The organism is Mycobacterium sp., from assembly GCF_025933915.1.
Classification (GTDB): domain Bacteria; phylum Actinomycetota; class Actinomycetes; order Mycobacteriales; family Mycobacteriaceae; genus Mycobacterium.
The window spans coordinates 23,524-47,874 of the sequence record NZ_JAICZA010000017.1 but is presented as its reverse complement, the minus strand read 5'-3'; the positions used below and the strand labels follow the sequence as shown (position 1 = coordinate 47,874).

Here is a 24,351-nt window from a genome sequence, read left to right as displayed (position 1 = left end):
TTCGCAACTTGGTCTACGCGATGCCGCCGTACATCTGCACGCCCGACGAGATCTCCCGGATCACCTCGGCGATGGTGCAGGTGGCCCGGCTCGTTGGCCAGCAGTGACGACCCGCTGCGCCCGGCGTCGCCGCGCTGGCGATCGCCACTGGTCTGATGGTGGCGACCCGCTGCGCCCGGCGTCGCCGCGCTGGCGATCGCCACTGGTCTGATGGTGGCGACCCGCTGCGCCCGGCGTCGCCGCGCTGGCGATCGCCACTAGGCTGAACCGCTATGAACGCCTCCCCGCAGGCACCGATCGACGTCTCCCCGCTGGCCTGGCTGGGGGCGGTGGAGCGGCAGCGCCGCGAGGCCGGGCTGCGCCGCGCACTGCGGCCGCGCCCCGCCGTGGCCACCGAGCTGGACCTGGCATCCAACGACTACCTGGGGCTCTCCCAACACCCCGACGTGATCGACGGTGGGGTGGCCGCGCTGCGCATGTGGGGTGCCGGGGCGACCGGCTCCCGCCTGGTCACCGGCGACACCGAACTGCACCAGGAATTCGAGTCCGAGCTCGCCGACTACGTCGGTGCGGCCGCGGGATTGCTGTTCTCCTCGGGATACGCGGCCAACCTGGGAGCCGTCGTCGGCCTGTCCGGCCGGGGTTCGCTGCTGGTCTCCGACGAGCATTCGCACGCCTCGCTGGTCGATGCCTGCCGGCTGTCGCGGGCGCGGGTGGCGGTGACGCCGCATCGCGACATCGGCGCCGTGGAGGCGGCGCTGCGGGCACGCGACGAGGAACGCGCGGTCGTCATCACCGAGTCGGTGTTCAGCACCGACGGCGCGCTGGCGCCCTTGCGCGAATTGCACGAGGTGTGCCGCCGGCACCGCGCCCTGCTGATCGTCGACGAGGCGCACGGCCTGGGAGTGCGCGGCGGCGGGCGCGGGCTGCTGCACGAGGTGGGGCTGGCCGGCGCGCCGGACGTGGTCATGACGACCACGCTGTCCAAGGCGCTGGGCAGCCAGGGCGGCGCGGTGTTGGGGCCGGCGGCGGTGCGCGCCCATCTGATCGACGCGGCACGCACGTTCATCTTCGACACCGGCCTGGCCCCGGCGGCGGTGGGTGCGGCGCGTGCCGCGCTGAGGGTGCTGCGGGCCGAGCCCTGGCGGGCGGATGCCGTGCTGCGCCATGCCGGCACGCTGGCCGAGGTCTGCGGCGTGCTCGAGGTGCCGCAGTCCGCGGTGGTGTCGGTGATCCTGGGCGACCCGGACGTGGCGATGGCGGCCGCGACCGCCTGCCTGGACGCCGGTGTGCGCGTCGCATGCTTCCGGCCGCCGACCGTGCCCGCCGGCACCTCACGGCTGCGGCTGACCGCGCGCGCGTCGCTTGACGACGCCGAGCTGGTCATCGCGCGCCGGGTGCTGACCGATGTGCTTGCCGGGCTTGGGTAGGGCGCACCGGTGACGGTTCTGGTCGTCACCGGCACCGACACCGGGGTCGGGAAGACGGTCGTCACCGCGGCGCTGGCCTGTCACGCCCGCCAGGCCGGCATTGACGTGGCGGTGTGCAAACCGGTCCAGACCGGCACCGACTCCGGCGACGACGACCTTGCGGAGGTGGCCCGGCTGTCCGGGGCGACGGAGCTGGCCGGGTTCGCGCGGTATCCGCAACCGCTGGCTCCGGTCGCCGCGGCCGAGCAGGCCGGGATGGCGTTACCCACCCGCGAGCAGCTGCTGGCGCTCATCGCGGAGTTGGACCGGCCAGGACGGCTGACGCTGGTCGAGGGCGCCGGGGGCCTGCTGGTCGAACTCGGCGAAAACGGTTTCACCGCACGCGATCTGGCCTCGGGGCTGGGCGCTGCTGTGCTGGTGGTGGTCAGCGCCGCGTTGGGCACCCTCAATCACACCGCGCTGACCTTGGAATCGATTGCCGCGCAGAATATCTCGTGTGCCGGGCTGGTGATCGGCAGCTGGCCCCAGCGGGCCGGGGTGGTGGAGACGTCCAACCGGTCCGCACTGGCCCGGCTGGGCGCGGTGCGTGCCGCGCTGCCCGCGGGGGCGGCATCGATGAACGCCGCCGACTTCGCGGCGCTGTGCGTCAACGCCTTCGACCGCGACTGGGTCGACGCGCTGGTCGGCTGATGGTCCACTCCATCGAGCTGATCTTCGACCGCGACACCGAGGCGGCAGTCCGGACCATCTGGGAAGCGTTGGCCGCGGCCGGAATTCCCAGCCAGGCACCGGCCAGCCGGCCGCACGTGACGCTGGCGGTGGCCGAAGGCATCGCCGCCGACGTCGACGCGCTGCTGGGCCCGGTGAGCGAGCAGCTACCGCTGCGCTGCCTCATCGGTGCGCCGGTGTTGTTCGGCCGTGGCAGCGCCGTATTCGCGCGGCTCGTGGTGCCGACGGGCGAGCTGTTGGCCCTGCACGCCGAGGTGCACCGGCGGTGCGCCCCGCATCTGAGGCCCGGCCCGATGCCCAACACCCTGCCCGGTCAATGGACCGCGCACGTCACCATGGCCCGCCGCGTCGGCGGCCCCCAACTCGGGCGCGCGTTGCGCGTCGCCGGCCGGCCCGCGCAGATCGAGGGCAGCTTCGCGGGTTTGCGCCGCTGGGACGGCGGCAAGAAGGTCGAGCACCTGATCGGCTAGCCGCAGTGGTTGCGTTGGCCAATGCCGGACGGTTCGCGCAGGCGGGCGGGGATCATCGGTGTGAGTCGTGTGGTGAGTTGCGAGAAGAGCCGCCCGGCGATGAATTGCCTTACCAGCGTGGCGAATCCATCATGCGTGGTCCCGCGATATCGCGGATCGAGGTGTTGTCGTAGCCGGCGTCGGCGAATAGGCGGCGCGCGGTGGCCGCGATCCCGCTTCGGCGTCAGGGTTTCCGGGAGGTCGTCCTATCGGAGGCGTACTCAGAAACTCTACAGTCGTTGACTTATCTCGGTTCGCGTCGTTAGCCTGGACGTGTACAGGAAGCATCAAGACACCCGACTTCTTGCGGCTTGACATCGTCGCCGTATCTGGCGTGAAAACCGTTGGGAAAACGCGGCTTACGGCTCTGAGTGAAGGAGAGCATGATGCGTACAACGACTGCGGCGCTAGGCAGTGCGGCGTTTTTTCTCGTCGCTCCGGGGACTTTCGCCGGACTGATCCCCTGGCTGATCACCGGCTGGCAATCCCGCCAGCCGCTCCCGCATTGGGTGATCGCCCAAATCATCGGGGTGCTGCTGATCTGTGTGGGCCTGGTGCCGGTGGTGTCGGCGTTCGCCGAGTTCGCCAAGGCGGGTGGCACGCCCCTACCCGTCGCTGCGCCTCGACGACTCGTCGTCAGTGGATTCAACCGGTATGTCCGCAATCCGATGTACGTCGGGCTGCTGGTGGCCATCGTCGGCCAGGCCCTGCTGTTCGGCAGTCTCGGCACCCTCATCTACGCCGCGATCATGTGGGCGGCGACGGCCTCGTTCGTGCGCTGGTACGAAGAACCTACGCTGCGGCGCCAATTCGGGACCGAATACCAGAGCTATCGGCAGGCGGTGCCCGCGTGGTTCCCCCGACTGCGCCCATGGACGCCCGACCCAACATGACATCGCCCTCTGGATTCGATGCCCCACCGGGACATCAGCCTTGGTCGCGCTCCCGCATCGCCCGGGGGCGCACGCCTAGCCACCGAAGAGCAGATACAAACCGGTGAAGGTGTAGCCGACCATCACCAACATCATGCTCAGCTGCCCGGTGAGCTGATGGCCGGCGGGAAGCAGCCGCAAGGCCTTGTCGTGGGCGGCGATCACCGCGACGATGTGCCCGGTGACCACGCAGGTCACCTTGACGGCGGCCAGCACCGGCGGATGCATGGACAAGACGTAGGCCACGTGCAAATGCGCCAGGCCGAACGGGTTCCAGCCGCGGCCGAACGGGTCGGCCAGCGCGAACATCGCCTGCTGTCCGCGCTCCACCAGGTAGGACAGGTAGTGCGCGAAGATGTAGCCCACCACGATCGGGATCAGCGAATGCGCCATCTCGCCGGGCAACTCGCGGCGGCGCCCGCGGCTGACCCCGCCGGTGGCACGCGCGGCCAACGAAAACGTCACCGCCACAACGCATATGAACACGATCAGCCCGATGGTGCGCAACGCCGACGACGCCACGGCGGGGGACGCGCCGAAGTCCCGCGTGAGCCGATCGGCGAAGCCGCGCCAGGTCGGCGACGCCGAGAAGCTGTCGAACGCCGTGGACCCGAGCAGCACCGCCAGCAGCACGACGACGCCCGGGCGCACCGGCAGCGACGGCAGATGGTCGAGCGGGTTCCCGACGACGATCCTTCCGGTCTCCCGATTGCGGCGAAACGGCGACAGCCGGGAGACGGCCATGCTGTACACGGCGAACGGGTCGGCGCGCGCCAGCCAGCGCTGCCCGCACAGCCACGCCCCGCCCAGCATCAGCAGCGCGTAGCCGCCCACCCACGCCCTGACCCAGGGCAAAGACCCCGGGTTCGGGCTGGCCAGCTCCATCCACACGAAGGCGAACAGCCCCAGCGCCGCGGGCCGGTAGCCCCAGCCTTCCGGGTAGGACAGCCGCGGCCGGCCGAGCCGCTCCGGGGTGACGCGCCGCAGCAGCAGATACACCGTGCGCATCGGCGAAATCACCCGCCACACCGGCCCGACGGCCAGCGACAGCGCCACCAACCCGACCCACAGCAGCACATAGAACGCGCCGAGCAGCGCGTTGGACTCCGAATCGGGACCCCATACCCCGGCCGCCACCGCCCATGCCGCGAACGCCAGCGCCACCGCCGCGGCGGTCCGGCGGGTCACCCGGGCGTCGACGAACGTCGTCAGCGCCGCCGGCAACGGCCGGCCCGGCTTGAGCGGATCGAACCGGGGCCGACGCCACGCGAACGCGACCAGGGCAAAAGTGAACGTCAGCGCCCATGCCGCCCCGACCATCGCGTAGGCGTAGGGCACCGGAAGATCGCCCGATCCGCCGAGACCATGCGCGAGCACCACCGCCGCATGGGCGGAGGTCACGGCCGCACTTGGATGGTGGCGATCGTGCGATCCAGATGGTGCAGTTCGACCGCGACGTTGCCGGGCACCGTGACGGCGAACTCAAACGTCTGGTTGGGCGCCGCCGCCACCTGGAACTTGTGATCGGGCGTCGAATGCACGTGCAGCTCGTCGGTGGCATCGCTGGTCACGTGCAGGGTGATCTGCTGGTGCACGTTGGCCTGCAGCATGGCGTTGGTCGGGGTCACCTGCCCGTTGGCGATGGTCACGTCGACCACCAGGGGTGCCGCCGGGGACTTGCTTGCAGAGCCGCCGCAGGCGACCAGGCCGCAGGTCAGCACCGCCACCCACGCCGTGATGAGCGTGCCGCGAATCGTCATTTGTGCTACGCCGCCCGGGGGATCCGCTGCTTGTCCTCGACGGGTTCCGGTTCGGTGACGGCATTGCCCAGCCGGCCCGCGCCCCACGTCAGGCCGGCGATCACCGTCAACGTCAGGAACAGCACCACGATCGAGCCGGCGGTGAACAACCAGCCTGGGGCATTCTGGTCGCGTTCGCGCTGCAGGATGGTGATCTCCTGCACGAATGGCCGGTTCATCGCCGGCAACGCCGGAACCTCGGGTGCCGGAATGGCCTCGTCGGCCGGTTCGTAGATCGGCACCGCGGTCATCGTGTAGCCGTCCTGAACCCGCAACAGGGTCTTCCACGAACCCCACACGGGAAGCGGCCGCGTCGACCGGTAATGCCCGGGGCCGACCTTCTCGAGCTCGTCGATCTGTAGGCCGCGATCGTTTTCCATCCGGCCCTGCCAGGACAGGATGGTCACCCACTCCGGATGTTGGCTGACCATGTCGGCCGGTGCGAATTGGATGTCGGCCGACACCATGCGATGCCCGGGTGCGCTGGGCAGATCGGTCAGCGTGATGGCGGCATTGTTCTGGCGCGGCACAACGATATGCAACCCGTTGGCCACCGCCCCGCCGATCACCATCACGGTGACCACCACCACCGAGATACCGATGGCGCGGCCCGGGAGCCGCTGCCCGGTGAGCACCATGCCGAACAGCGCGCCACACATCCCCATCAGCACCGCGACCGGCACCGCCATGGCCAGGGCCTCGCCCCACATGCCGAGAGGCCACGGGTAGTGATACACCGCCGCGATCCACAGCGACTCCAGCCACAACCCGACGGTGCCCACACCGAGGCCTGCGGCGGCGCCAAAAGCGATGGGGCGCTTGAGAAGCGGAGTCAGCGCGATCAACTCGACCGCGAGCGCGGGGCCGAGATACAGCGGGAACCAGTTGATCGGAGCCCCCAGGACCGGCCCGACCAGCACGGCGACACCACCACGCAGGGCGATGGCGAAGACGGCCGCGATGAGGGCGGCTCCCCGGCCCATGGTGATGCGGGCGGCGACAGCCGCCAGCGCCGCCGCGGCGGCGATCATCATCGGCTGCAGGACGAGGCGGAATTGCTCGACGCCGAAGTCGTATTCGATCTGATAGACCGACAAGCCGATGAACATGCCGCCGAAGGACAGGTAGCGCAGGAAGGTGATGAAGACGCCGTGGTAGACCTCCTCGCCTTCGTCGGCCTCGCCCTCGCGCTCCAGCATCAGCACCGCGAACAGAGAAAAGCAGGCGCCGCCGATCATCATCAAATGCGTTGGGCCCCAAAGTGTTACATCCTGACCGAAGATGCGGTGCCAGACGTCGTCGAGGGGAAACCCGATCATCGCGTACAGCCCGCAGCCGGCCATCAGCACACCGCCGACCGGCGCGTGCCAATTGCGCGTGATGCGCACCGCCGCCGGGCCGGGCTTGTCGAACGGCAGCACGACCGCGGTCATCCCCCCTAGGAAGATTCCGAACAGTCCGATGATGATGAAGTAGTGCGCGGGGTTGGCCAACGGGCCGGGGTCGCGGCCGTTGCCGATATGCCAGCTCACGTCCCAGATGAACCCGAACAGCGCGCAGATGATCGACGTGGTGAACACCAGAACCGGCAGGGCCACCCAGCCGGGCCGGTGGAACTTCTCACCCACCTTGTCCGCGACCCGGGTCAACCATCCGATGCGGTGCGTGCGGTGGGCGTATCCGACCCACAGCATCAGCAGCGTGATCACCACCGCGGCGATCGAGAGCCCGATCACCTGGTCCAACCCCGCACCGCGTGCCGGTGCCTCAGCAACAATCGTCAGTTCATTCGACCGCATCGTCGTGCCTCCCAACCGTGCCGGGCCGCCCCGGAGGATCCGATTGAAGTCAACCGCTTATTACTGTCAAGTAGGTTCGTGATTGATTGTTTAATGCCCCGATCCGGCCCGCGTCAATCACGCTCTTTGCCCGGCGGGTCGGGTTTGGGAGCGTCTTCGGTGGCGACCGTGGCGTCCCGCCCTGCCCGACGGTCGCGCAGGGCGACGTACAAGACCACGGCGACGACGATCACCGCAGGCAGGAATGCCGGCGCCGCCAGCAGCAGGTAGTGGTGCGCCAGGTATTCGACGTGCGGAGTCACCATGGTCGTATACCCAGGGGTAGGCCGAGTTCTTCGGCCGTTACCCTACTTTGAACACCTTTTCATTCAGGCTGCACCATCACGGGGCAGATGCGTCCCCGCGCGCGGGCACGAGAAAGAGGCAAGGGAGTACCTGGTGACTCAAGCGGCAACTCGACCGGCGGCCGACACCGGCAGCGACAAGGACATCTTGGCGGAAGCCCGGCAACAGGTGCTCGAGGACGGCCAGGGATTGAGCCGCGACCAGGTGCTGCGGGTGCTCCAGTTGCCCGAGGACCGGCTCGACGAACTGCTGGCGCTGGCCCATGAGGTGCGGATGCGCTGGTGCGGCCCCGAGGTCGAGGTCGAGGGCATCATCAGCCTCAAAACCGGTGGCTGCGTGGAGGACTGTCATTTCTGCGCCCAGTCGGCGCTGTTCGACTCGCCGGTGCGCAGCGCCCGGCTGGACATCCCCAGCCTGGTCGAGGCGGCCAAACAGACCGCCAAGTCCGGTGCCACCGAGTTCTGCATCGTCGCCGCCGTACGCGGGCCCGACGAGCGGTTGATGGCCCAGGTCGCCGCCGGTATCGAGGCGATCCGCAACGAAATCGACATCAACATCGCCTGCTCGCTGGGGATGCTGACGGCCGAGCAGGTGGAACAGCTCTCGGCCATGGGTGTGCACCGCTACAACCACAACCTCGAGACCGCGCGCTCGTATTTCGCCAACGTCGTCACCACCCACACCTGGGAAGAGCGCTGGCAGACGTTGTCGATGGTGCGCGATGCCGGCATGGAAATGTGCTGCGGCGGGATCCTCGGCATGGGTGAGACGCTGGAGCAGCGCGCGGAATTCGCCGCCGAACTCGCCGAGCTCGCCCCCGATGAGGTGCCGCTGAACTTCCTCAACCCGCGGCCGGGCACCCCGTTCGGTGATCGCGACGTGCTACCGGCCAGCGAGGCGCTCAACGCGGTGGCCGCGTTCCGGCTGGCGCTGCCACGCGTCATGTTGCGCTTCGCCGGCGGCCGCGAGCTCACGCTGGGCGACCTGGGCGCCAAGAAGGGAATACTGGGCGGCATCAACGCCGTGATCGTCGGCAACTACCTGACCACGCTGGGTCGTTCGGCCGAATCCGACCTGGAATTGCTCGGCGATCTGCAGATGCCCCTCAAGGGGCTCAACGCCAGCTTGTAAGCCGGCTCGCCGCGGCTAGGGTTGGGACAATTGTGGTTGGCGATCTGGGCGCTGCGGTCAGCGCCGGTGTCTACAACGTCTACACCGGGGAATTAGGGGGCACCGCGGTGCCCACGGCGGCACAGTTGGGTCTTGAGCCGCCCCGGTTCTGCGCGGCATGCGGCCGCCGGATGGTCGTGCAGGTTCGCCCCGACGGCTGGCGGGCGCGTTGCTCGCGGCACGGTCAGGTCGACTCCGCCGATCTGGAGACGCAGCGGTGACCGAGCCAGCCAAGGCGAATGTTTCGGACGGCCCCGACGCGCCCGTTCCAGCCGGTATGCCGCGCCGGGCACGGGCGCGCGCACTTTTCGTCGTCGCCCTGGGCTCGGCGGCGACCGGTGTTCCGATCGGGGCACTGTGGGCGTGGATCGCCCCGCCGATCCACGCCGTGGTGGCACTCACCCGCTCGGGTGAGCGGGTTCATGACTATCTGGGCAGCGAGTCCGAGCACTTCTTCGTCGCACCCGCCCTGATGCTGGGACTGATGACCGTGCTGGCGGTGGTCGCCTCGGTGTGGGCGTGGCAGTGGCGCCGGCACCGCGGCCCGGGAATGGTGGTCGCCCTGTCGATCGGCATGGCGAGCGCCGCTGCCGCCGCTGCCGCGGTCGGGGCTGGGCTCGTCCGCCTCGGCTACGGCGCCTTGGACTTCGATGCGGTACCGCTGACCAAAAGCCCGTCGGTCGCCTACGTCACCCAGGCGCCGCCGGTATTCTTCTCGGACCGTCCGCTGCAGATCGCGGTGAGCCTGCTGTGGCCGGTCGGCGTCGCGGCCCTGGTGTTCGCCGTGCGTGTGGCCGCGGACGCCCGCGACGACCTGGGGGCGCTTCCGCCGGCGGCTCGGCCTACCGACGCGCTGCCGGTTGGGGGCGGCGGCGCGTCGGAAGCGACCGTGTCATAGCGGACGGCGGCGAATCCTGCGGCCCGTGACGACCTTGGCCGCGATCTTGGTCAGCCGGGCCATGCCGATGTAGGTCATCGGATTGAACATCGTCGGCCAGGTGGTTCGCACCAGGTGCTCGGTCAGCGGGCGGCCCTCGAAGCGATCCGTCAGCCAGCGCAAGGTCATCGGCGCCGACAGCGGGTGCAGCATCATGTGTTCGTTGAACGCGTCGCGGTGGTAGGTGACCCGCGCGCCGCCCGCCGAATAGGCATGCGCCAACACGTCGATGTCGTGGACGTCGATCAGGTAGTCGTGCACGGCTTGCACGATCAACACCGGTGGCGTCGGGACCGCCGCGCCCAGCTTGATGTGGTCGAAGACATACGTCACTTCCGGCGTGGACAGAATTTGCTCGAGCGGCTCGTCGAGGTAGTCACCCATGTCCTTGCCGGCCATACGCACGACCGCTCCCACGGTCGTCATCTTCTCCAGCGAGTCGAGCATGGCGCGCCCCTCCTCGTTGGTGTGCTCCCTGATCACCCGGTCCAGGTCGGGGTAGATGTGCGCGAGCGCGGCCACCACCAGCGCGGGCAGCCCGGACAGGAAGCTGCCGTTGAGCCGGCGGAAGGTGTTACCCAGGTCCCCGACGGGGGAGCCCAGCACCGCCCCGACGATATCGAGCTCGGACGCGTAGTCGGCGCACATTTCGGCCGCCCACGCGCTGGCCAGGCCGCCACCGGAATATCCCCACAGCCCGATCGGGGCCGACGCGGACAGCCCGAGGCGCTCCGAACTCAGCGCGGCCCGGAGACCGTCCAGGACGCGGTAGCCGGGCTCGTAGGGCGCGCCCCACAGGCCGCGGAGGCCTTCGTGGTCGGGCACCGAGACGGCCCAGCCCTCGGCGACGGCGGCGGCGATCAGGAAAAGCTCGAACTGGCCGATCGCCCCCAGCGCCTTCGCCCGCCGCCGCAGCGCGTAGGACGGGAAACAGCGTGACGACACGGCGTCGATCGCGCACTGGTACGACAGCACCGGGCAGGGCCGCCCGGGAGCGAGGTCGGCCGGGACGATCACCGTCGTGGCGGTTGCCTCGGGCTCGCCGTGCATGTCCATGGTCCGGTAGAGCAGCTGGACGGCTTTGATGGACTGCGGGATCAGCCCCAGGAACGCCAGCTCGACGTCGCGCGAGCGCAGCACCGTCCCGGGTTCGGCGTGCTGGAAGCCCAGCGGCGGCTGGTAAAACGGGTCGTCCGAGGGCAGCAGCGGCCGCACTTTGCGCTGCAGTTCCTCGTGGGGCGGCCGGGCGATCCATTCCGCACCGTGCGTGCCTGCCAGGTTGCCGAGCTCAGCCATTGAGGCTCCCTTCGTGGCCACCCGGCATTCTCGCGCACGAACGGCAGGTAACCAAAGCGTCATCGCCGCGCTGTGAGCGACTTCTCGTCATCGCAGGTAGGTCGGGTGCGCCACTGTGATCGATTTACCCCCGCGTCACCCGACGACCCCTTTCCGCCAGCCTAGCCGGGCAGGCCGGGCGGCCTGAGCGCGGCGAATTCATCGGTGACCCGCAGCGCCGCGTCGGTGAACCGGTACAGGGCGGCAGGGCGTCCGCCGCTGCGGCCGGATTGCGCGATGGTGCCCGTCGCGGTGATGACCCCGCGCCGGACCAGCACCCGCTGCAGGTTCGTGGCGTCGACCTGATAGCCCAGTGCGGCGCCGTAGATGTCGCGCAGCGTGGAGAGTGCGAATTCCCTTGGTGCCAAGGCGAACCCGATGTTCGTGTAGGAGAGTTTGGCGATCAGCCGGGTGCGGGCGTTGTCGACCATCGGGGCGTGGTCGAAAGCCATCGGCGGCAGGTGATTCACCGGATGCCAGCGGGTGTCCGGCGGTAGCTCGGGGCTGGCGGGGGAGGGCACCAGGCCCAGGAAGGTGGACGCGATCATCCGGGCGCCCGGCACCCGGTGCGGGTCGGAGAACACCGCGAGTTGCTCCAGATGTGCCAACTCCTTGAGGTCGACCTTCTCGGCGAGTTGGCGGCGGACCGAGGTGATCATGTCCTCGTCGTTGCGCACCTGCCCGCCCGGCAGCGACCACGCGCCCCGTTGCGGATCCTTGGCACGCTGCCATAGCAGGACGTTAAGCCGCGGTTTCGCCGTGCTTAACCTGTTTGCTCGCCCCCGCGCGACCTGTTCGGTTTCTTCGCGAACCTGGAACACGACCGCGAGCACTTCGTGGGCGGTGCTACGATGGGCCATGTTTTCGATTATAAGTCGAAAACCTCCCGGCCCGAAAGGAGCCCCCATGACGGTCACCAATCGCATGGACACGCTCGCCGAAGACATGGTTGCCGGCATCACCGATTCGCCCACCGGCTACACCGGCGTGGCCGCTGATGCGCAGTGGGCCGCGGAGATCCGCCGATTGGCGAAGTTGCGCGGCGCCACCGTGCTCGCACACAACTACCAGCTACCCGAGATCCAGGACGTCGCCGACCACGTGGGCGACTCGCTGGCGCTGGCGCGGGTGGCCGCACAGGCCCCCGAGGACACCATCGTGTTCTGCGGCGTGCACTTCATGGCCGAGACCGCCAAGATCCTCAGCCCGGACAAAACCGTGCTCATCCCGGACCAGCGCGCCGGCTGCTCGCTGGCCGAGTCGATCACCGCAGACGACCTGCGCGCCTGGAAGGACGAGCATCCCGACGCCGTCGTCGTCTCCTACGTCAACACCACCGCCGCCGTCAAAGCGCTCACCGACTTCTGCTGCACCTCGTCCAACGCCGTCGACGTCGTCGAGTCGATCGATCCCGATCGCGAGGTGCTGTTCTGCCCGGATCAGTTCCTCGGGGCACATGTCCGCCGCATCACCGGCCGCCAGAACATGCACGTGTGGGCCGGCGAATGCCACGTGCACGCGGGGATCAACGGCGAGGAGCTCACCGAGCAGGCCCACACCCACCCCGATGCCGAACTGTTCGTGCACCCCGAGTGTGGTTGCGCCACCTCCGCGCTCTATCTCGCCGGGGAGGGCGCCTTCCCCGAGGACCGGGTACAGATCCTGTCCACCGGCGGCATGCTGGATGCCGCCCGAGCCACCAACGCCAGGCAGGTGCTGGTCGCCACCGAGGTGGGCATGTTGTATCAGCTTCGAAAGGCGGCGCCCGACGTCGACTTCCGCGCGGTCAACGAGAAGGCGGCGTGCAAGTACATGAAAATGATCACGCCCGCGGCCCTGCTGCGCTGCCTCGTCGAGGGCGCCGACGAAGTTGACGTCGACCCCGACATCGCCGCGGCCGGCCTCCGCAGTGTGCAGCGAATGATCGAGATCGGGCAGCCGGGCGGCGGCGAATGACCGCCCGTCCCCACTGGACTCACCGCGCCGACGTCGTCGTGATCGGCACCGGCGCCGCCGGATTGGCCGCCGCGCTGGCCGCCCATCGCGCCGGTCGCAGTGTCGTCGTGTTGAGCAAGGCCGATCAGGCGGGCGGGGCGACCGCGACCCACTACGCGCAGGGCGGCATCGCGGTCGTCCTGCCCGACAACGACGACTCGGTCGAGGCGCACGTCGCAGACACCGTGGTCGCCGGTGCGGGCCTGTGCGACCCCCAGGCGGTGTACTCGATCGTCGCCGACGGGTACTCGGCCGTCTCCGAATTAGTCGGTGACGGAGCACGATTCGACGAATCCGCCCCCGGCCAGTGGGCGCTGACGCGTGAAGGCGGGCACTCGCGGCGGCGCATCGTGCACGCCGGGGGCGACGCCACCGGCGCCGAGGTGCAGCGCGCGCTCGACCACGCCGCGCGTGCGCTGGACATCCGCACCGGGCACGTGGCCCTGCGGGTGCTGCACGACGGAGCGGCCGTCACCGGCGTCCTGGTGGGCAACCCGCAGGGATACGGAATCGTCAGCGCGCCATCGGTGATCCTGGCGTGCGGCGGCCTCGGGCATTTGTACGGCGCGACCACCAATCCCGAAGGATCCACCGGCGACGGAATCGCCTTGGGCCTGTGGGCCGGCGTCGCGGTCAGCGATCTCGAGTTCATCCAGTTCCACCCCACGATGCTCTTCGCCCCCGGTGCCGCCGGCGGGCGGCGTCCGCTGGTCACCGAGGCCATCCGCGGTGAGGGTGCGAGACTGGTTGACCGGCAAGGGGATTCCGTGACGGCCGGTGTTCATCCGATGGGAGACCTGGCGCCGCGGGATGTCGTCGCCGGGGCCATCGACGCTCGGCTGAAGGCCACCGGCGACGCGTGCGTGTTCCTCGACGCGCGCCACATCGGGGACTTCGCGAACCGGTTCCCCACCGTGACGGCCGCCTGCCGGGCCGCCGGAATCGACCCCGTTCGCCAGCCCATTCCGGTTGTCCCCGGGGCGCATTACAGCTGCGGGGGCATCGTCACCGACGTGTGCGGCCAAACCGAGCTGCCCGGACTGTTCGCCGCGGGTGAGGTGGCCCGCACCGGACTGCACGGCGCCAACCGGTTGGCGTCCAACAGTCTCTTGGAAGGTTTGGTGGTCGGTGGCCGGGCCGGCAAGGCGGCGGCCGCGCATGCGGCGGCGATCGGGCCCGTCCTTGCGGTCGCCCCCGAGTCCGTCGCGCATACCGCGCCCGAGCGCGGCGAACTGCAACGCGCGATGGGCCGCCACGCGTCGGTGGTACGCGACGCCGCCGGGATGACGCGATTGTCCACGATGCTGTCGCAGGCCGAGGTCCGCACCGTGGCGGGCCGACGTGATTTCGAAGACGTCGCGTTGGCCGTCGCCGCCCGCGCGGTGACCGCGGCGGCCCTGGCCCGCACCGAAAGCCGGGGCTGCCACCACCGCGAGGAGCACCCGCAGACCGCTGCCGAGCAGGCGCGCAGCAATGTGCTGCGACTGTCCGATGACCAGACCTCGGTGCTGGTGGAGGCGCTGGCGGCGGTGGTGTGACCATGATGTCCGACAGCGAACTCACCACCGCGCGGGAAACCATCCGGCGCGGTCTGGTCGAGGACATGCGCTACGGGCCGGACGTCACCACGCTGGCAACGGTGCCCGCCGAGGCGGTGGCCACCGCGTGCATGGTGCCCCGGCAGCCCGGCGTGATCGCCGGCATCGACATCGCATTGCTGGTGCTCGACGAGGTGCTCGGCCCGCGCGGCTACCAGGTCGTCGACCGCGTCGAAGACGGCGCCCACGTGCAACCGGGCCAGCCCGTGCTGACCGTGCAGGCGGAAGCCCGCGGGCTGCTCACCGCCGAGCGGACCATGCTGAACCTGATCTGCCACCTGTCGGGGATCGCCACCGCGACCGCGCACTGGGTGGCCGCCGTGCAGGGCACCAAGGCCCAGGTGCGCGACACCCGCAAAACCCTGCCCGGCCTGCGCGTGTTGCAGAAATATGCGGTCCGCGTCGGCGGGGGCGTCAACCACCGGCTCGGACTCGGCGATGCCGCGCTGATCAAGGACAACCACGTGGTGGCCGCGGGATCGGTGGTCGACGCGCTGCGCGCGGTGCGGGACGCGGCACCGGAGCTGCCGTGTGAGGTGGAAGTGGATTCACTCGAGCAGCTGGATGAGGTGCTGCCCGAAAAGCCCGAACTGATCCTGCTGGACAACTTCCCGGTGTGGCAGACGCAGATGGCCGTGCAGCGCAGGGATGCGCGCGCACCCGCCGTCCTGCTCGAGTCTTCCGGCGGCCTCGGCCTGGAGAACGCCGCCGCCTACGCCGCGACCGGGGTGGACTACCTGGCCGTCGGTGCGCTCACGCATTCGGTGGTTGTACTCGACATCGGCCTGGATATGTAGTTCGGCCGCGGTGTCGCAGGTGTCCCTCGGCCGTCGAGTGTGAATCGTTGGCCTTGCGGGTGAATCGTTGGCGCGATCATTCGGCGTGTCGCCGCCGTGGACGCACACTGAAAGCCGCCCGCGCACACTCGCCGCCGCCATCGCCCACTCAACGCGCGAGGCGACCAGGCCTCAGGCGATGTCGGCGACGAAAACCCCGATCCGGCGCAGCTGCATGCGCGCCAACCTGGGCAGCCCGTCCCCGTCGGAGCCGGCGGGCAGGATCCGCGGGTTGATGATGTGCACCGCCCGATTGCGGCTGAACTCCACGTCCGCCTGCCCGGCGGCCAGCACGTTCTTCACCCAGTTCGTCTTGCCGTGGCCCAGCGCGATCGCCAGGGTGTTGCCCTTGCGGTACGTGGTCACGATCGTGTCGTAGGGCTTGCCGGAGGTGCGACCGCGATGCTTGATCGTCGCGGTGCCGGGCAGGTAACGCACGATCGGCTTGACCGCAGGGTTGAAGTATTTGATCTGAAGGCGCTCGAACCAGGGCGGGAACACCATCGGGACGCCAGGGGCGTTGTTGGGGTGATCCTTGGCGGACATGGCGGCTCCCTGGGTTGGCTCTTCCTTTTAGCGCGGGGTGTGGCCTCTCTAGCGGCACACTACCGGTCGGATATTGATTTGAGTTCCTCTGGGACAATGGACACCGTGAGCACCACCCGACCGTCACCGATGGCCCGTATCGACCTGCGGGGCGCGGCATTGACGGCTGCCCGATTGCGGGCGGCGCTGCCGCGCGGCGGCGCCGACGTGGAGACGGTGCTGCCCCGGGTGCGGCCGATTGTGGAGGCCGTCGCGAAGCGCGGCGCCGAAGCCGCGCTGGAGTACGGGGCCTCCTTCGACGGGGTCCGGCCCCCGGCCGTCCGGGTGCCCGGGGAGGCACTCGAGAAGGCGCTCGCCGAGCTGGACGCCGGAATCGCCGACGCCCTGCGCGTGATGATCGAACGCACCCGCGCGGTGCACGCCGACCAGCGCCGCACCGATGTCACGACGACCCTGGGCCCGGGCGCGACGGTCACCGAGCGGTGGGTGCCGGTCGAGCGGGTGGGCCTCTACGTGCCCGGCGGCAACGCCGTGTACCCGTCCAGCGTGGTGATGAACGTGGTGCCGGCGCAGGCCGCCGGTGTCGCTTCGCTGGTGGTGGCCAGCCCGCCGCAGGCCCGGTTTGACGGCCTGCCGCATCCGACCATCCTGGCCGCGGCCCGGCTGCTGGGCGTCGACGAGGTGTGGGCCGTGGGCGGTGCGCAGGCGGTGGCGCTGCTGGCCTACGGCGGCACCGACACGGGCGTCGGATGGCCCGGCTTCCCCGCATCGTCGCCAGGCGACGGTGCGGAGCTGGCGCCCGTCGACATGATCACCGGGCCCGGCAACATCTACGTCACCGCCGCCAAGCGGCTGTGCCGTTCGCGGGTCGGCATCGACGCCGAGGCCGGGCCGACGGAGATCGCGATCCTGGCCGACCACACCGCCGACCCCGCGCACGTGGCCGCCGACATGATCAGCCAGGCCGAACACGACGAGATGGCCGGCAGCGTGCTGGTGACCCCCAGCGAGGACTTGGCGGCCGCCACCGACAACGAACTGGCCGCCCAGTTGCAGACGACCGTGCACCGTGAGAGGGTGACGGCCGCCTTGGGTGGGCGCCAGTCGGCGATCATCCTGGTCGACGACCTGGACGCCGGTGTCAAAGTCGTCAACGCCTACGCCGCGGAGCACCTGGAGATCCAGACCGTCGACGCGGCGGGTGTGGCCGGGCGGATACGCGCGGCCGGGGCCATTTTCATCGGCCCGTATTCGCCGGTGAGCCTCGGCGACTACTGCGCCGGTTCCAATCACGTCCTGCCGACCGCGGGTTGCGCGCGGCATTCCAGCGGCCTGTCCGTGCAGACCTTCCTGCGCGGCATCCACGTCGTCGACTACACCGAGGCGGCGCTCAAAGACGTGTCCGGCCATGTGATCACACTGGCCGAGGCCGAGGACCTGCCGGCGCACGGCGAGGCGGTACGGCGGAGGTTCGAGCGATGACGACCCAGAGGCCCACGCGCCAACCGACACTGGATGATCTGCCGATGCGCGACGACCTGCGCGGCAAATCGCCCTACGGCGCACCCCAATTGGCGGTCCCGGTGCGGCTGAACACCAACGAGAATCCGCACCCGCCCAGCAAGGCGCTGGTGGACGACGTGGTGCGCTCGGTGGGGGAGGCCGCCGCCGACCTGCACCGCTATCCCGACCGCGACGCGGTCGCCCTGCGGACCGACCTGGCCGGCTACCTGAGCGCCCAGACGGGTGTCCAGCTCGGAGTCGAAAATCTTTGGGCGGCAAACGGTTCCAATGAGATCCTGCAGCAGCTGCTGCAGGCTTTCGGCGGCCCCGGGCGCACCGCCATTGGCTTCGTCCCGTCCTACTCGATGCACCCGATCATCGCCGACGGCACCCGCACCGAATGGCTGCAGGCCGCCCGGGGCGACGACTTCGGCTTGGACGTCGACGCCGCGGTCGCCGCCATCACCGACCGCCGGCCCGATGTGGTGTTCGTCGCCAGCCCGAACAACCCGTCCGGGCAGAGTGTTTCGCTGCCGGACCTGCGCCGGCTGCTCGACGTGGTGCCTGGCATCCTGATCGTCGACGAGGCCTACGGCGAGTTCTCGTCGCAGCCGAGCGCGGTCGAGCTGGTGGGGGAGTATCCGACCAAGCTCATCGTCTCGCGCACGATGAGCAAGGCGTTCGCGTTCGCCGGTGGGCGGCTCGGCTATCTGATCGCCACGCCGGCGGTGATCGACGCGATGCTGCTGGTGCGGTTGCCGTACCACCTGTCGTCGATCACTCAAGCCGCGGCGCGGGCCGCGCTGCGGCACGCCGACGACACGTTGGGCAGTGTCGCGGCGCTGATCGCCGAACGCGAGCGTGTCTCAACAGAGTTGACGCGCCTGGGTTTTCGGGTGATTCCCAGCGACGCCAACTTCGTCCTGTTCGGGGAATTCGCCGGCGCACCCGCAACCTGGCAGCGGTATCTGGATGCCGGCGTGCTGATCCGCGACGTGGGAATCCCCGGGTACCTGCGCGTCACCACCGGCCTGGCGGAGGAGAACGACACCTTCCTGCGGGTCAGCGCCCAGCTCGCCGCCACCGAACTGGCCCCCGTCAACGTAGGAGCGCCATGACCACCGCCCAAACCGGAAAAACCACCCGCCGTGCGCGCATCGAGCGCCGGACCAAGGAATCCGACATCGTCATCGAACTCGACCTCGACGGCACCGGCCAGGTCGACATCGACACCGGCGTGCCGTTCTACGACCACATGCTGACGGCGCTGGGCACTCACGCCAGCTTCGACCTGACCGTGCGCACCAAGGGCGACGTCGAGATCGAGGGTCATCACACCATCGAGGACACCGCCATCGCGCTGGGGCAGGCACTCGGGCAGGCTTTGGGCGACAAGACGGGCATCCGCCGGTTCGGGGACGCCTTCATCCCGATGGACGAGACGCTGGCACACGCGGCGGTCGACGTGTCCGGCCGGCCCTACTGTGTGCACACCGGAGAGCCGGATCACCTGCAGCACACCACCATCGCCGGCAGCTCGGTGCCTTACCACACCGTCATCAACCGGCACGTGTTCGAGTCGCTGGCCGCCAACGCCCGCATCGCGCTGCACGTCCGGGTCCTGTATGGGCGCGACCCGCACCACATCACCGAAGCGGAGTACAAGGCGGTCGCCCGGGCGTTGCGCCAGGCGGTCGAGCCCGATCCCCGAGTGTCCGGCGTGCCGTCCACCAAAGGCGTTCTGTGACAAAGAAATCGGTTGTTGTCCTCGATTACGGCTCGGGCAACCTGCGTTCCGCGCAGCGCGCGCTCGAGCGGGTCGGTGCGTCGGTCGAGGTGACCGACGACGCCGACGCCGCGGCGGCCGCCGACGGATTGGTGGTGCCCGGCGTGGGTGCATACGAGGCCTGCATGACGGGACTGCGCACGATCGCCGGGGATCGCATCATCGCCGAGCGGGTCGCCGCCGGGCACCCGGTACTGGGTGTGTGCGTCGGGATGCAGATCCTGTTCGCTCGCGGTGTCGAATTCAGTGTGGAAACTTCCGGGTGCGGGCAGTGGCCGGGTTACGTGACGCGGCTGCAGGCGCCGGTGATCCCGCACATGGGCTGGAACGTCGTGGATTCCGGGCCCGGCAGCGTTCTGTTCAAGGGGCTCGACGCGGACACCCGCTTCTACTTCGTACACTCCTACGCCGCGCAACAGTGGGAGGGTTCACCGGAGGCGGTGCTGTCCTGGGCCACCCACGGGGGGCCATTTTTGGCCGCGGTCGAGGACGGGCCGCTGTCGGCCACCCAGTTTCACCCGGAGAAAAGCGGTGATGCCGGCGCGGCCGTGTTGAGCAATTGGGTCCACGGATTGTGACGGGACTCGCGAAAGCGCTTGCTGTCATGCAACAGCCGAGGGTGCGCGTAACCCGTCGCAGTCACGGCACACAGGAGGGAATGTGTTGATCTTGTTGCCCGCGGTCGACGTGGTCGACGGCCGTGCGGTGCGTCTGGTGCAAGGCAAGGCGGGCAGTGAAACCGAATACGGCACGGCGCTGGACGCCGCGCTGGGCTGGCAACGCGACGGTGCCGAATGGATCCATCTGGTCGACCTGGACGCGGCGTTCGGGCGTGGCTCCAACCGCGAACTGCTCGCCGAGGTGGTCGGCAAGCTCGACGTGCAGGTGGAGCTGTCCGGCGGGATCCGCGACGACGATTCGCTGGCCGCGGCCCTCGCCACCGGCTGCGCGCGGGTGAACCTGGGAACCGCGGCCCTGGAGAACCCGCAGTGGTGCGCCCGGGCGATCAGCGAGCACGGCGACAGGGTCGCCGTGGGGTTGGACGTCGAGATCGACAAAACCCATCCGGCCGGTGCGCACCGGCTGCGGGGGCGCGGCTGGGAAACCGATGGTGGTGACCTGTGGGAGGTGCTGGAACGCCTTGATGGCGAAGGGTGTTCGCGGTTCGTCGTCACCGATGTCACCAAGGACGGCACGCTCGGCGGCCCCAACCTGGAGCTGCTGGCTTCGGTCGCCGATCGCACGGACGTCCCGGTGATCGCGTCGGGCGGCGTGTCCAGCCTGGACGACCTGCGCGCCTTGAATAACCTGGCCACCCCTTCAGGCCGCGGAGTCGAGGGCGCCATCGTCGGAAAGGCCCTTTACGCCGGCCGATTCACGCTGCCGCAGGCCCTGACCGCGGTCGGAGAGTAACGCCGCATGGACGTGGACGCGTTGGTCGAGAAGGCTTCGGCGATCCTCGACGACGCCACGGGACCGTTTCTCGCCGGTCACCGCGCCGATTCCGCGGTCCGCAAGAAGGGCAACGACTTTGCCACCGACGTGGACCTCGCGATCGAGCGGCAGGTCGTCGCCGCGCTGGTCGAGGCCACCGGAATCGGCGTCCACGGCGAGGAGTTCGGCGGCACGGCCGTCGACTCGCCCTGGGTGTGGGTGCTGGATCCCGTCGACGGCACCTTCAACTACGCGGCCGGATCACCGATGGCCGGGATCCTGCTGGCCCTGCTGCGCCACGGCGACCCGGTGGCCGGGCTGACCTGGCTGCCGTTCATGGACCAGCGCTACACCGCCGTGACCGGCGGCCCGTTGCGAAAGAACGGGGTCCCGCAGCCGCCACTGGCGTCGATCGACCTGGCCGATGCCCTGGTGGGCGCCGGATCGTTCAGCGCCGACGGGCGGGGCCGGTTCCCGGGGCGCTACCGGATCGCGGTGCTGGAGAACCTCAGCCGCTTCTCATCGCGGTTGCGGATGCATGGGTCCACCGGCCTCGACCTCGCCTACGTTGCCGACGGAGTACTCGGTGCGGCAATCAGTTTCGGTGGCCACGTGTGGGACCACGCGGCCGGGGTCGCGTTGGTGCGGGCCGCGGGCGGTGTCGTCACCGACTTGGCCGGCGAGCCGTGGAGCCCCGCGTCGGATTCCGCGCTGGCGGCGGGTCCCGCGGCGCACGCCGAGATCCTCGACCTTTTGCGCAGCACCGGCCGACCGGAGGACTTCTGAGATGCACGCGACCCCCAGCAGCCTTGCGGTGCGGGTGATCCCGTGTCTGGACGTCGACGGCGGGCGGGTGGTCAAGGGCGTCAACTTCGAAAACCTCCGGGACGCAGGCGATCCCGTGGAACTCGCGGCCGCCTACGACGCCGAGGGCGCCGACGAGCTCACCTTTCTCGACGTGACCGCGTCCTCATCGGGACGGGCCACGATGCTCGACGTGGTGCGGCGCACGGCCGAGCAGGTCTTCATCCCGCTGACCGTCGGGGGCGGGGTGCGTACCGTGGCCGACGTCGACGTGTTGTTGCGCGCGGGGGCCGACAAGGTGTCGATCAACACCGCCGCGATCGACCGGCCCGAGCTGCTGGCCGAGATGGCGCGGCAGTTCGGCTCCCAATGCATCGTGCTGTCCGTCGATGCCCGCACCGTGCCCCCGGGTTCGGTGCCCACACCGTCGGGCTGGGAGGTCACCACCCACGGTGGGCGTCGCGGCACGGGGCTCGATGCCGTCGAATGGGCGTCTCGCGGAGCCGATTTGGGGGTGGGGGAGATCCTGCTGAACTCGATGGACGCCGACGGCACCAAGGCGGGCTTCGACCTGGAGATGCTGCAGGCGGTGCGCTCGGCGGTCACCGTGCCGGTCATCGCGAGCGGCGGCGCCGGGGCGGCCGAACACTTCGCGCCGGCGATCGCCGCCGGAGCCGATGCGGTGTTGGCGGCCAGCGTTTTCCACTTCCGGGAGTTGACCATCGGGCAGGTGAAGGCCGCCATGGCCAAAGAAGGGATCACCGTGCGATGACGCTCGACCCGCAGATCGCGGCGCGCCTGAAGCGCAACGCCGACGGCCTGATCGCCGCCGTCGTGCAGGAGCGCGGCAGTGGCGACGTGTTGATGGTCGCCTGGATGGACGACGCGGCCCTGGCCCGCACCCTAAAAACCCGTGAGGCGACGTACTATTCGCGGTCGCGTCGCGAACAGTGGATTAAGGGAGCGACATCCGGTCACACCCAATACGTGCACTCGGTGCGATTGGACTGCGACGGGGACACCGTGCTGTTGACGGTCGACCAGGTCGGCGGCGCCTGCCACACCGGCGATCACAGCTGCTTCGACGCCGACGTGCTCCTGGAACCGAAGCCCTAGCCGGCGAACCGGGCGTGTCCAGAGTCGCTTTGCACAGGCGCGGGCGCACGACTTAGATAAGAATGGCGGGCAATGTCGAAATGGTTGTCCCGGGACGTCTTGTCCTGGAACGTCGTTGTGCCGGTGTTTGCCGTCGTCGTGCTCGTATTGATCTGGGGCGAGCAGCTGGGACCGGTACTGGTCGGGGTGGCTGCGCTGTTTCTCGTCGGCGCCGTGCTCGCCGCGGTGCATCACGCGGAGGTGGTCGCACACCGGGTCGGCGAGCCGTTCGGGTCGCTGGTGCTCGCTGTCGCGGTCACCATCATCGAGGTCGCCCTGATCGTCACCCTGATGACCTCCGGCGGCAACGAGGCCGCGACGCTGGCCAGGGACACCGCATTCGCCGCGCTGATGATCACCACCAACGGGATCGCCGGTTTGTCGCTGCTGCTCGGCTCGCGACGCGACGGCGTGACGCTGTTCAACGCCGAAGGCGCCGGAGCCGCGCTGGCCACCGTGACCACGGTGGCCACGCTGAGCCTGGTACTGCCCGCCTTCACCACTAGCAACCCGGGCAGGGAGTTCACGCCCAGCCAGCTCACCTTCGCCGCGATCGCCACCCTCTTGGTGTACCTGCTGTTCGTGTTCACCCAGACCGTTCGGCACCGCGACTTCTTTCTGCCGATCGCGCAGAAGGGCCAAAAGAGCCTGTTCGACGACGATGAAAGCCACGCCGAGCCGCCCAGCACCCGGCAGGCGCTGACCAGCCTGGCGCTGCTGCTCTGCGCGCTGGTGGCGGTGGTGGGCCTGGCCGAGGAGGAATCACCGGCCGTCGAGCACGCGGTGACGGTGGTGGGCTTCCCGCAGTCCTTCGTGGGTGTGATCATCGCGTCGCTGGTGCTGCTGCCCGAGACGCTCGCTGCGGCGCGCGCGGCGCGAAACGGCCGCATCCAGACCAGCCTGAACCTGGCTTACGGCTCGGCGATGGCCAGCATCGGCCTCACCATCCCGGCGATCGCGCTGGCGTCGATCTGGCTCAAAGGGCCGCTGGTGCTCGGCCTCGGCGGCATCCAGCTGGTGTTGCTTGCGCTGACCGTCGTAATCAGCGTGCTCACCGTCGTCCCCGGGCGGGCAACCCGGCTACAGGGCGAGGTGCATCTGGTGCTGCTGGCCGCCTACATCTTCCTGGCGATCAGTCCGTGACGGCCCCTGACCGCTAGGACCGGGCGCGCAGTGTCGTCAGCGCCTTGTCCGCGTGGGTGTTCATGTTGAATTCGCTGGAGATCACCTCGAGCACCGTGCGGTCGGTGTCGATGACGAACGTGGTGCGCTTGACGGGCATCAGCTTGCCCAGCAGACCGCGTTTGACGCCGAACTGCGCGGCGACGGCGCCGTCGGTGTCCGACAGCAGCGGGTAGTCGAACTTCTGCATGTCGGCGAACTTGGCCTGCTTTGGCACCGGATCGGCGCTGATCCCCACCCGGTTGGCGCCGACGGCGGCGAATTCGGAGGCCAGGTCGCGGAAGTGACACGCTTCCTTGGTGCAGCCGGGCGTCATCGCCGCCGGGTAGAAGAACAGGACGACGGGTCCGCCGGACAGCAGTTCGCTGAGCTTGCGCGGCGTCCCGGTCTGATCGGGCAGTTCGAAGTCGGCGACGGTCGCACCCGGTTTCATGGCGGACACGCTACGCCCGATGCCCGGCGGGCGCCTGCCCGCGAGCGTAACCACACTGCGAAATTCCACGCCCGGAATCGCAGCCTCGTTACGC

Annotated in this window: 29 protein-coding genes; 20 read left to right on the top strand and 9 right to left on the bottom strand. The window is 69.5% G+C overall.

Annotated features, from left to right (window positions below; all coding sequences use genetic code 11):
• From Q0W90_RS04675 to Q0W90_RS04660, 4 genes are all read left to right on the top strand, one after another.
• Positions 1–107 (top strand): hypothetical protein (locus Q0W90_RS04675; protein WP_297773387.1); only part of this gene is annotated, 107 nt, incomplete at its 5' end.
• A 165-nt stretch (positions 108–272) separates the two neighbouring features.
• Complete coding sequence (locus Q0W90_RS04670; RefSeq protein ID WP_297701371.1) at positions 273–1,430, top strand: 8-amino-7-oxononanoate synthase; 1,158 nt, start codon at positions 273–275, stop codon at positions 1,428–1,430.
• Positions 1,431–1,439: 9 nt separating this feature from the next.
• Positions 1,440–2,120 (top strand): dethiobiotin synthase, encoded by a 681-nt coding sequence (gene bioD, locus Q0W90_RS04665; protein ID WP_297773377.1) that lies wholly within the window; start codon positions 1,440–1,442, stop codon positions 2,118–2,120.
• Positions 2,120–2,629, top strand: a complete 510-nt coding sequence (locus Q0W90_RS04660) for a 2'-5' RNA ligase family protein (RefSeq protein ID WP_297773374.1) — start codon at positions 2,120–2,122, stop codon at positions 2,627–2,629. Before bioD ends, Q0W90_RS04660 begins: the two co-directional genes overlap by 1 nt.
• 109 nt (positions 2,630–2,738) lie before the next feature.
• Here Q0W90_RS04660 and Q0W90_RS04655 read toward each other — a convergent pair whose 3' ends face one another.
• Entirely contained in the window at positions 2,739–2,840 is a 102-nt protein-coding gene (locus tag Q0W90_RS04655; protein ID WP_297773385.1) for a TetR family transcriptional regulator, read from the bottom strand.
• Positions 2,841–3,051: 211 nt separating this feature from the next.
• Between Q0W90_RS04655 and Q0W90_RS04650 the strand changes: the two genes are divergently transcribed.
• Entirely contained in the window at positions 3,052–3,561 is a 510-nt protein-coding gene (locus Q0W90_RS04650) for an isoprenylcysteine carboxylmethyltransferase family protein (RefSeq protein ID WP_366894575.1), read from the top strand.
• Positions 3,562–3,636: 75 nt separating this feature from the next.
• Here the strand turns inward: Q0W90_RS04650 and Q0W90_RS04645 are convergent, their stop codons facing one another.
• From Q0W90_RS04645 to Q0W90_RS04630, 4 genes are all read right to left on the bottom strand, one after another.
• Entirely contained in the window at positions 3,637–5,001 is a 1,365-nt protein-coding gene (locus Q0W90_RS04645) for a hypothetical protein (protein ID WP_297773369.1), read from the bottom strand.
• A complete protein-coding gene (locus Q0W90_RS04640; RefSeq protein WP_297773367.1) occupies positions 4,998–5,360 on the bottom strand; it encodes a hypothetical protein in 363 nt (120 codons plus the stop codon). The genes Q0W90_RS04645 and Q0W90_RS04640 overlap by 4 nt, the downstream gene beginning before the upstream one ends.
• A gap of 5 nt (positions 5,361–5,365) precedes the next feature.
• On the bottom strand, positions 5,366–7,198 hold the full coding sequence (locus Q0W90_RS04635) for a hypothetical protein (protein WP_297773364.1): 1,833 nt from the start codon (positions 7,196–7,198) through the stop codon (positions 5,366–5,368).
• Between the two features lie 113 nt (positions 7,199–7,311).
• The gene (locus Q0W90_RS04630; protein WP_297601451.1) at positions 7,312–7,503 is read right to left on the bottom strand and encodes a hypothetical protein; all 192 of its coding nucleotides are present in this window, start codon (positions 7,501–7,503) and stop codon (positions 7,312–7,314) included.
• Positions 7,504–7,636: 133 nt separating this feature from the next.
• On the opposite strand from Q0W90_RS04630, the gene bioB reads away from it, so the two are divergent.
• The 3 genes from bioB to Q0W90_RS04615 are packed head-to-tail and all read left to right on the top strand — an operon-like array spanning position 7,637 to position 9,611.
• Entirely contained in the window at positions 7,637–8,674 is a 1,038-nt protein-coding gene (bioB, locus tag Q0W90_RS04625; protein WP_297601454.1) for a biotin synthase BioB, read from the top strand.
• A 32-nt stretch (positions 8,675–8,706) separates the two neighbouring features.
• The gene (locus tag Q0W90_RS04620; protein WP_297601457.1) at positions 8,707–8,934 is read left to right on the top strand and encodes a hypothetical protein; all 228 of its coding nucleotides are present in this window, start codon (positions 8,707–8,709) and stop codon (positions 8,932–8,934) included.
• Between the two features lie 56 nt (positions 8,935–8,990).
• Positions 8,991–9,611: a DUF2567 domain-containing protein gene (locus tag Q0W90_RS04615; protein WP_297601468.1), complete on the top strand. Its 621-nt coding sequence runs from the start codon at positions 8,991–8,993 to the stop codon at positions 9,609–9,611.
• On the opposite strand, the gene Q0W90_RS04610 is transcribed toward Q0W90_RS04615, so the two are convergent.
• On the bottom strand, positions 9,606–10,946 hold the full coding sequence (locus Q0W90_RS04610; protein WP_297773359.1) for a lipase family protein: 1,341 nt from the start codon (positions 10,944–10,946) through the stop codon (positions 9,606–9,608). The genes Q0W90_RS04615 and Q0W90_RS04610 overlap by 6 nt on opposite strands.
• A gap of 161 nt (positions 10,947–11,107) precedes the next feature.
• A complete protein-coding gene (locus Q0W90_RS04605) occupies positions 11,108–11,845 on the bottom strand; it encodes an NUDIX domain-containing protein (protein WP_297601972.1) in 738 nt (245 codons plus the stop codon).
• A 46-nt stretch (positions 11,846–11,891) separates the two neighbouring features.
• On the opposite strand from Q0W90_RS04605, the gene nadA reads away from it, so the two are divergent.
• The 3 genes from nadA to nadC are packed head-to-tail and all read left to right on the top strand — an operon-like array spanning position 11,892 to position 15,375.
• The gene (nadA, locus tag Q0W90_RS04600; RefSeq protein ID WP_297601974.1) at positions 11,892–12,941 is read left to right on the top strand and encodes a quinolinate synthase NadA; all 1,050 of its coding nucleotides are present in this window, start codon (positions 11,892–11,894) and stop codon (positions 12,939–12,941) included.
• On the top strand, positions 12,938–14,518 hold the full coding sequence (locus Q0W90_RS04595) for an L-aspartate oxidase (protein WP_297773355.1): 1,581 nt from the start codon (positions 12,938–12,940) through the stop codon (positions 14,516–14,518). The genes nadA and Q0W90_RS04595 overlap by 4 nt, the downstream gene beginning before the upstream one ends.
• Before the next feature lie 2 nt (positions 14,519–14,520).
• Positions 14,521–15,375 carry a carboxylating nicotinate-nucleotide diphosphorylase gene (gene nadC / locus Q0W90_RS04590; RefSeq protein WP_297773351.1) on the top strand — a complete coding sequence of 285 codons (855 nt, stop codon included), beginning with the start codon at positions 14,521–14,523 and terminating at the stop codon, positions 15,373–15,375.
• A gap of 171 nt (positions 15,376–15,546) precedes the next feature.
• Here nadC and Q0W90_RS04585 read toward each other — a convergent pair whose 3' ends face one another.
• Entirely contained in the window at positions 15,547–15,960 is a 414-nt protein-coding gene (locus tag Q0W90_RS04585) for a nitroreductase family deazaflavin-dependent oxidoreductase (protein WP_297700235.1), read from the bottom strand.
• A 96-nt stretch (positions 15,961–16,056) separates the two neighbouring features.
• Here Q0W90_RS04585 and hisD point away from each other — a divergent pair, with 96 nt between their 5' ends.
• From hisD to Q0W90_RS04540, 9 genes are all read left to right on the top strand, one after another.
• Positions 16,057–17,442, top strand: coding sequence for a histidinol dehydrogenase (hisD, locus tag Q0W90_RS04580; protein WP_297773347.1), 1,386 nt, complete (start codon positions 16,057–16,059; stop codon positions 17,440–17,442).
• Complete coding sequence (locus Q0W90_RS04575; protein ID WP_297773343.1) at positions 17,439–18,581, top strand: histidinol-phosphate transaminase; 1,143 nt, start codon at positions 17,439–17,441, stop codon at positions 18,579–18,581. The genes hisD and Q0W90_RS04575 overlap by 4 nt, the downstream gene beginning before the upstream one ends.
• Positions 18,578–19,210 carry an imidazoleglycerol-phosphate dehydratase HisB gene (gene hisB, locus Q0W90_RS04570; protein ID WP_297599069.1) on the top strand — a complete coding sequence of 211 codons (633 nt, stop codon included), beginning with the start codon at positions 18,578–18,580 and terminating at the stop codon, positions 19,208–19,210. The genes Q0W90_RS04575 and hisB overlap by 4 nt, the downstream gene beginning before the upstream one ends.
• The gene (gene hisH / locus Q0W90_RS04565; RefSeq protein WP_297599071.1) at positions 19,207–19,827 is read left to right on the top strand and encodes an imidazole glycerol phosphate synthase subunit HisH; all 621 of its coding nucleotides are present in this window, start codon (positions 19,207–19,209) and stop codon (positions 19,825–19,827) included. Before hisB ends, hisH begins: the two co-directional genes overlap by 4 nt.
• 82 nt (positions 19,828–19,909) lie before the next feature.
• Positions 19,910–20,662: a bifunctional 1-(5-phosphoribosyl)-5-((5-phosphoribosylamino)methylideneamino)imidazole-4-carboxamide isomerase/phosphoribosylanthranilate isomerase PriA gene (priA, locus tag Q0W90_RS04560; protein WP_297599073.1), complete on the top strand. Its 753-nt coding sequence runs from the start codon at positions 19,910–19,912 to the stop codon at positions 20,660–20,662.
• 6 nt (positions 20,663–20,668) lie between these two features.
• A complete protein-coding gene (locus Q0W90_RS04555) occupies positions 20,669–21,469 on the top strand; it encodes an inositol monophosphatase family protein (protein WP_297599075.1) in 801 nt (266 codons plus the stop codon).
• A gap of 1 nt (position 21,470) precedes the next feature.
• Complete coding sequence (gene hisF / locus Q0W90_RS04550) at positions 21,471–22,259, top strand: imidazole glycerol phosphate synthase subunit HisF (RefSeq protein ID WP_297599077.1); 789 nt, start codon at positions 21,471–21,473, stop codon at positions 22,257–22,259.
• Positions 22,256–22,603 carry a phosphoribosyl-AMP cyclohydrolase gene (gene hisI, locus Q0W90_RS04545; protein WP_297700241.1) on the top strand — a complete coding sequence of 116 codons (348 nt, stop codon included), beginning with the start codon at positions 22,256–22,258 and terminating at the stop codon, positions 22,601–22,603. The genes hisF and hisI overlap by 4 nt, the downstream gene beginning before the upstream one ends.
• Before the next feature lie 72 nt (positions 22,604–22,675).
• The gene (locus Q0W90_RS04540) at positions 22,676–23,785 is read left to right on the top strand and encodes a calcium:proton antiporter (protein ID WP_297599081.1); all 1,110 of its coding nucleotides are present in this window, start codon (positions 22,676–22,678) and stop codon (positions 23,783–23,785) included.
• Positions 23,786–23,798: 13 nt separating this feature from the next.
• Here Q0W90_RS04540 and Q0W90_RS04535 read toward each other — a convergent pair whose 3' ends face one another.
• Entirely contained in the window at positions 23,799–24,257 is a 459-nt protein-coding gene (locus tag Q0W90_RS04535; protein ID WP_297599083.1) for a peroxiredoxin, read from the bottom strand.
• Between the last annotated feature and the right edge of the window lie 94 nt (positions 24,258–24,351).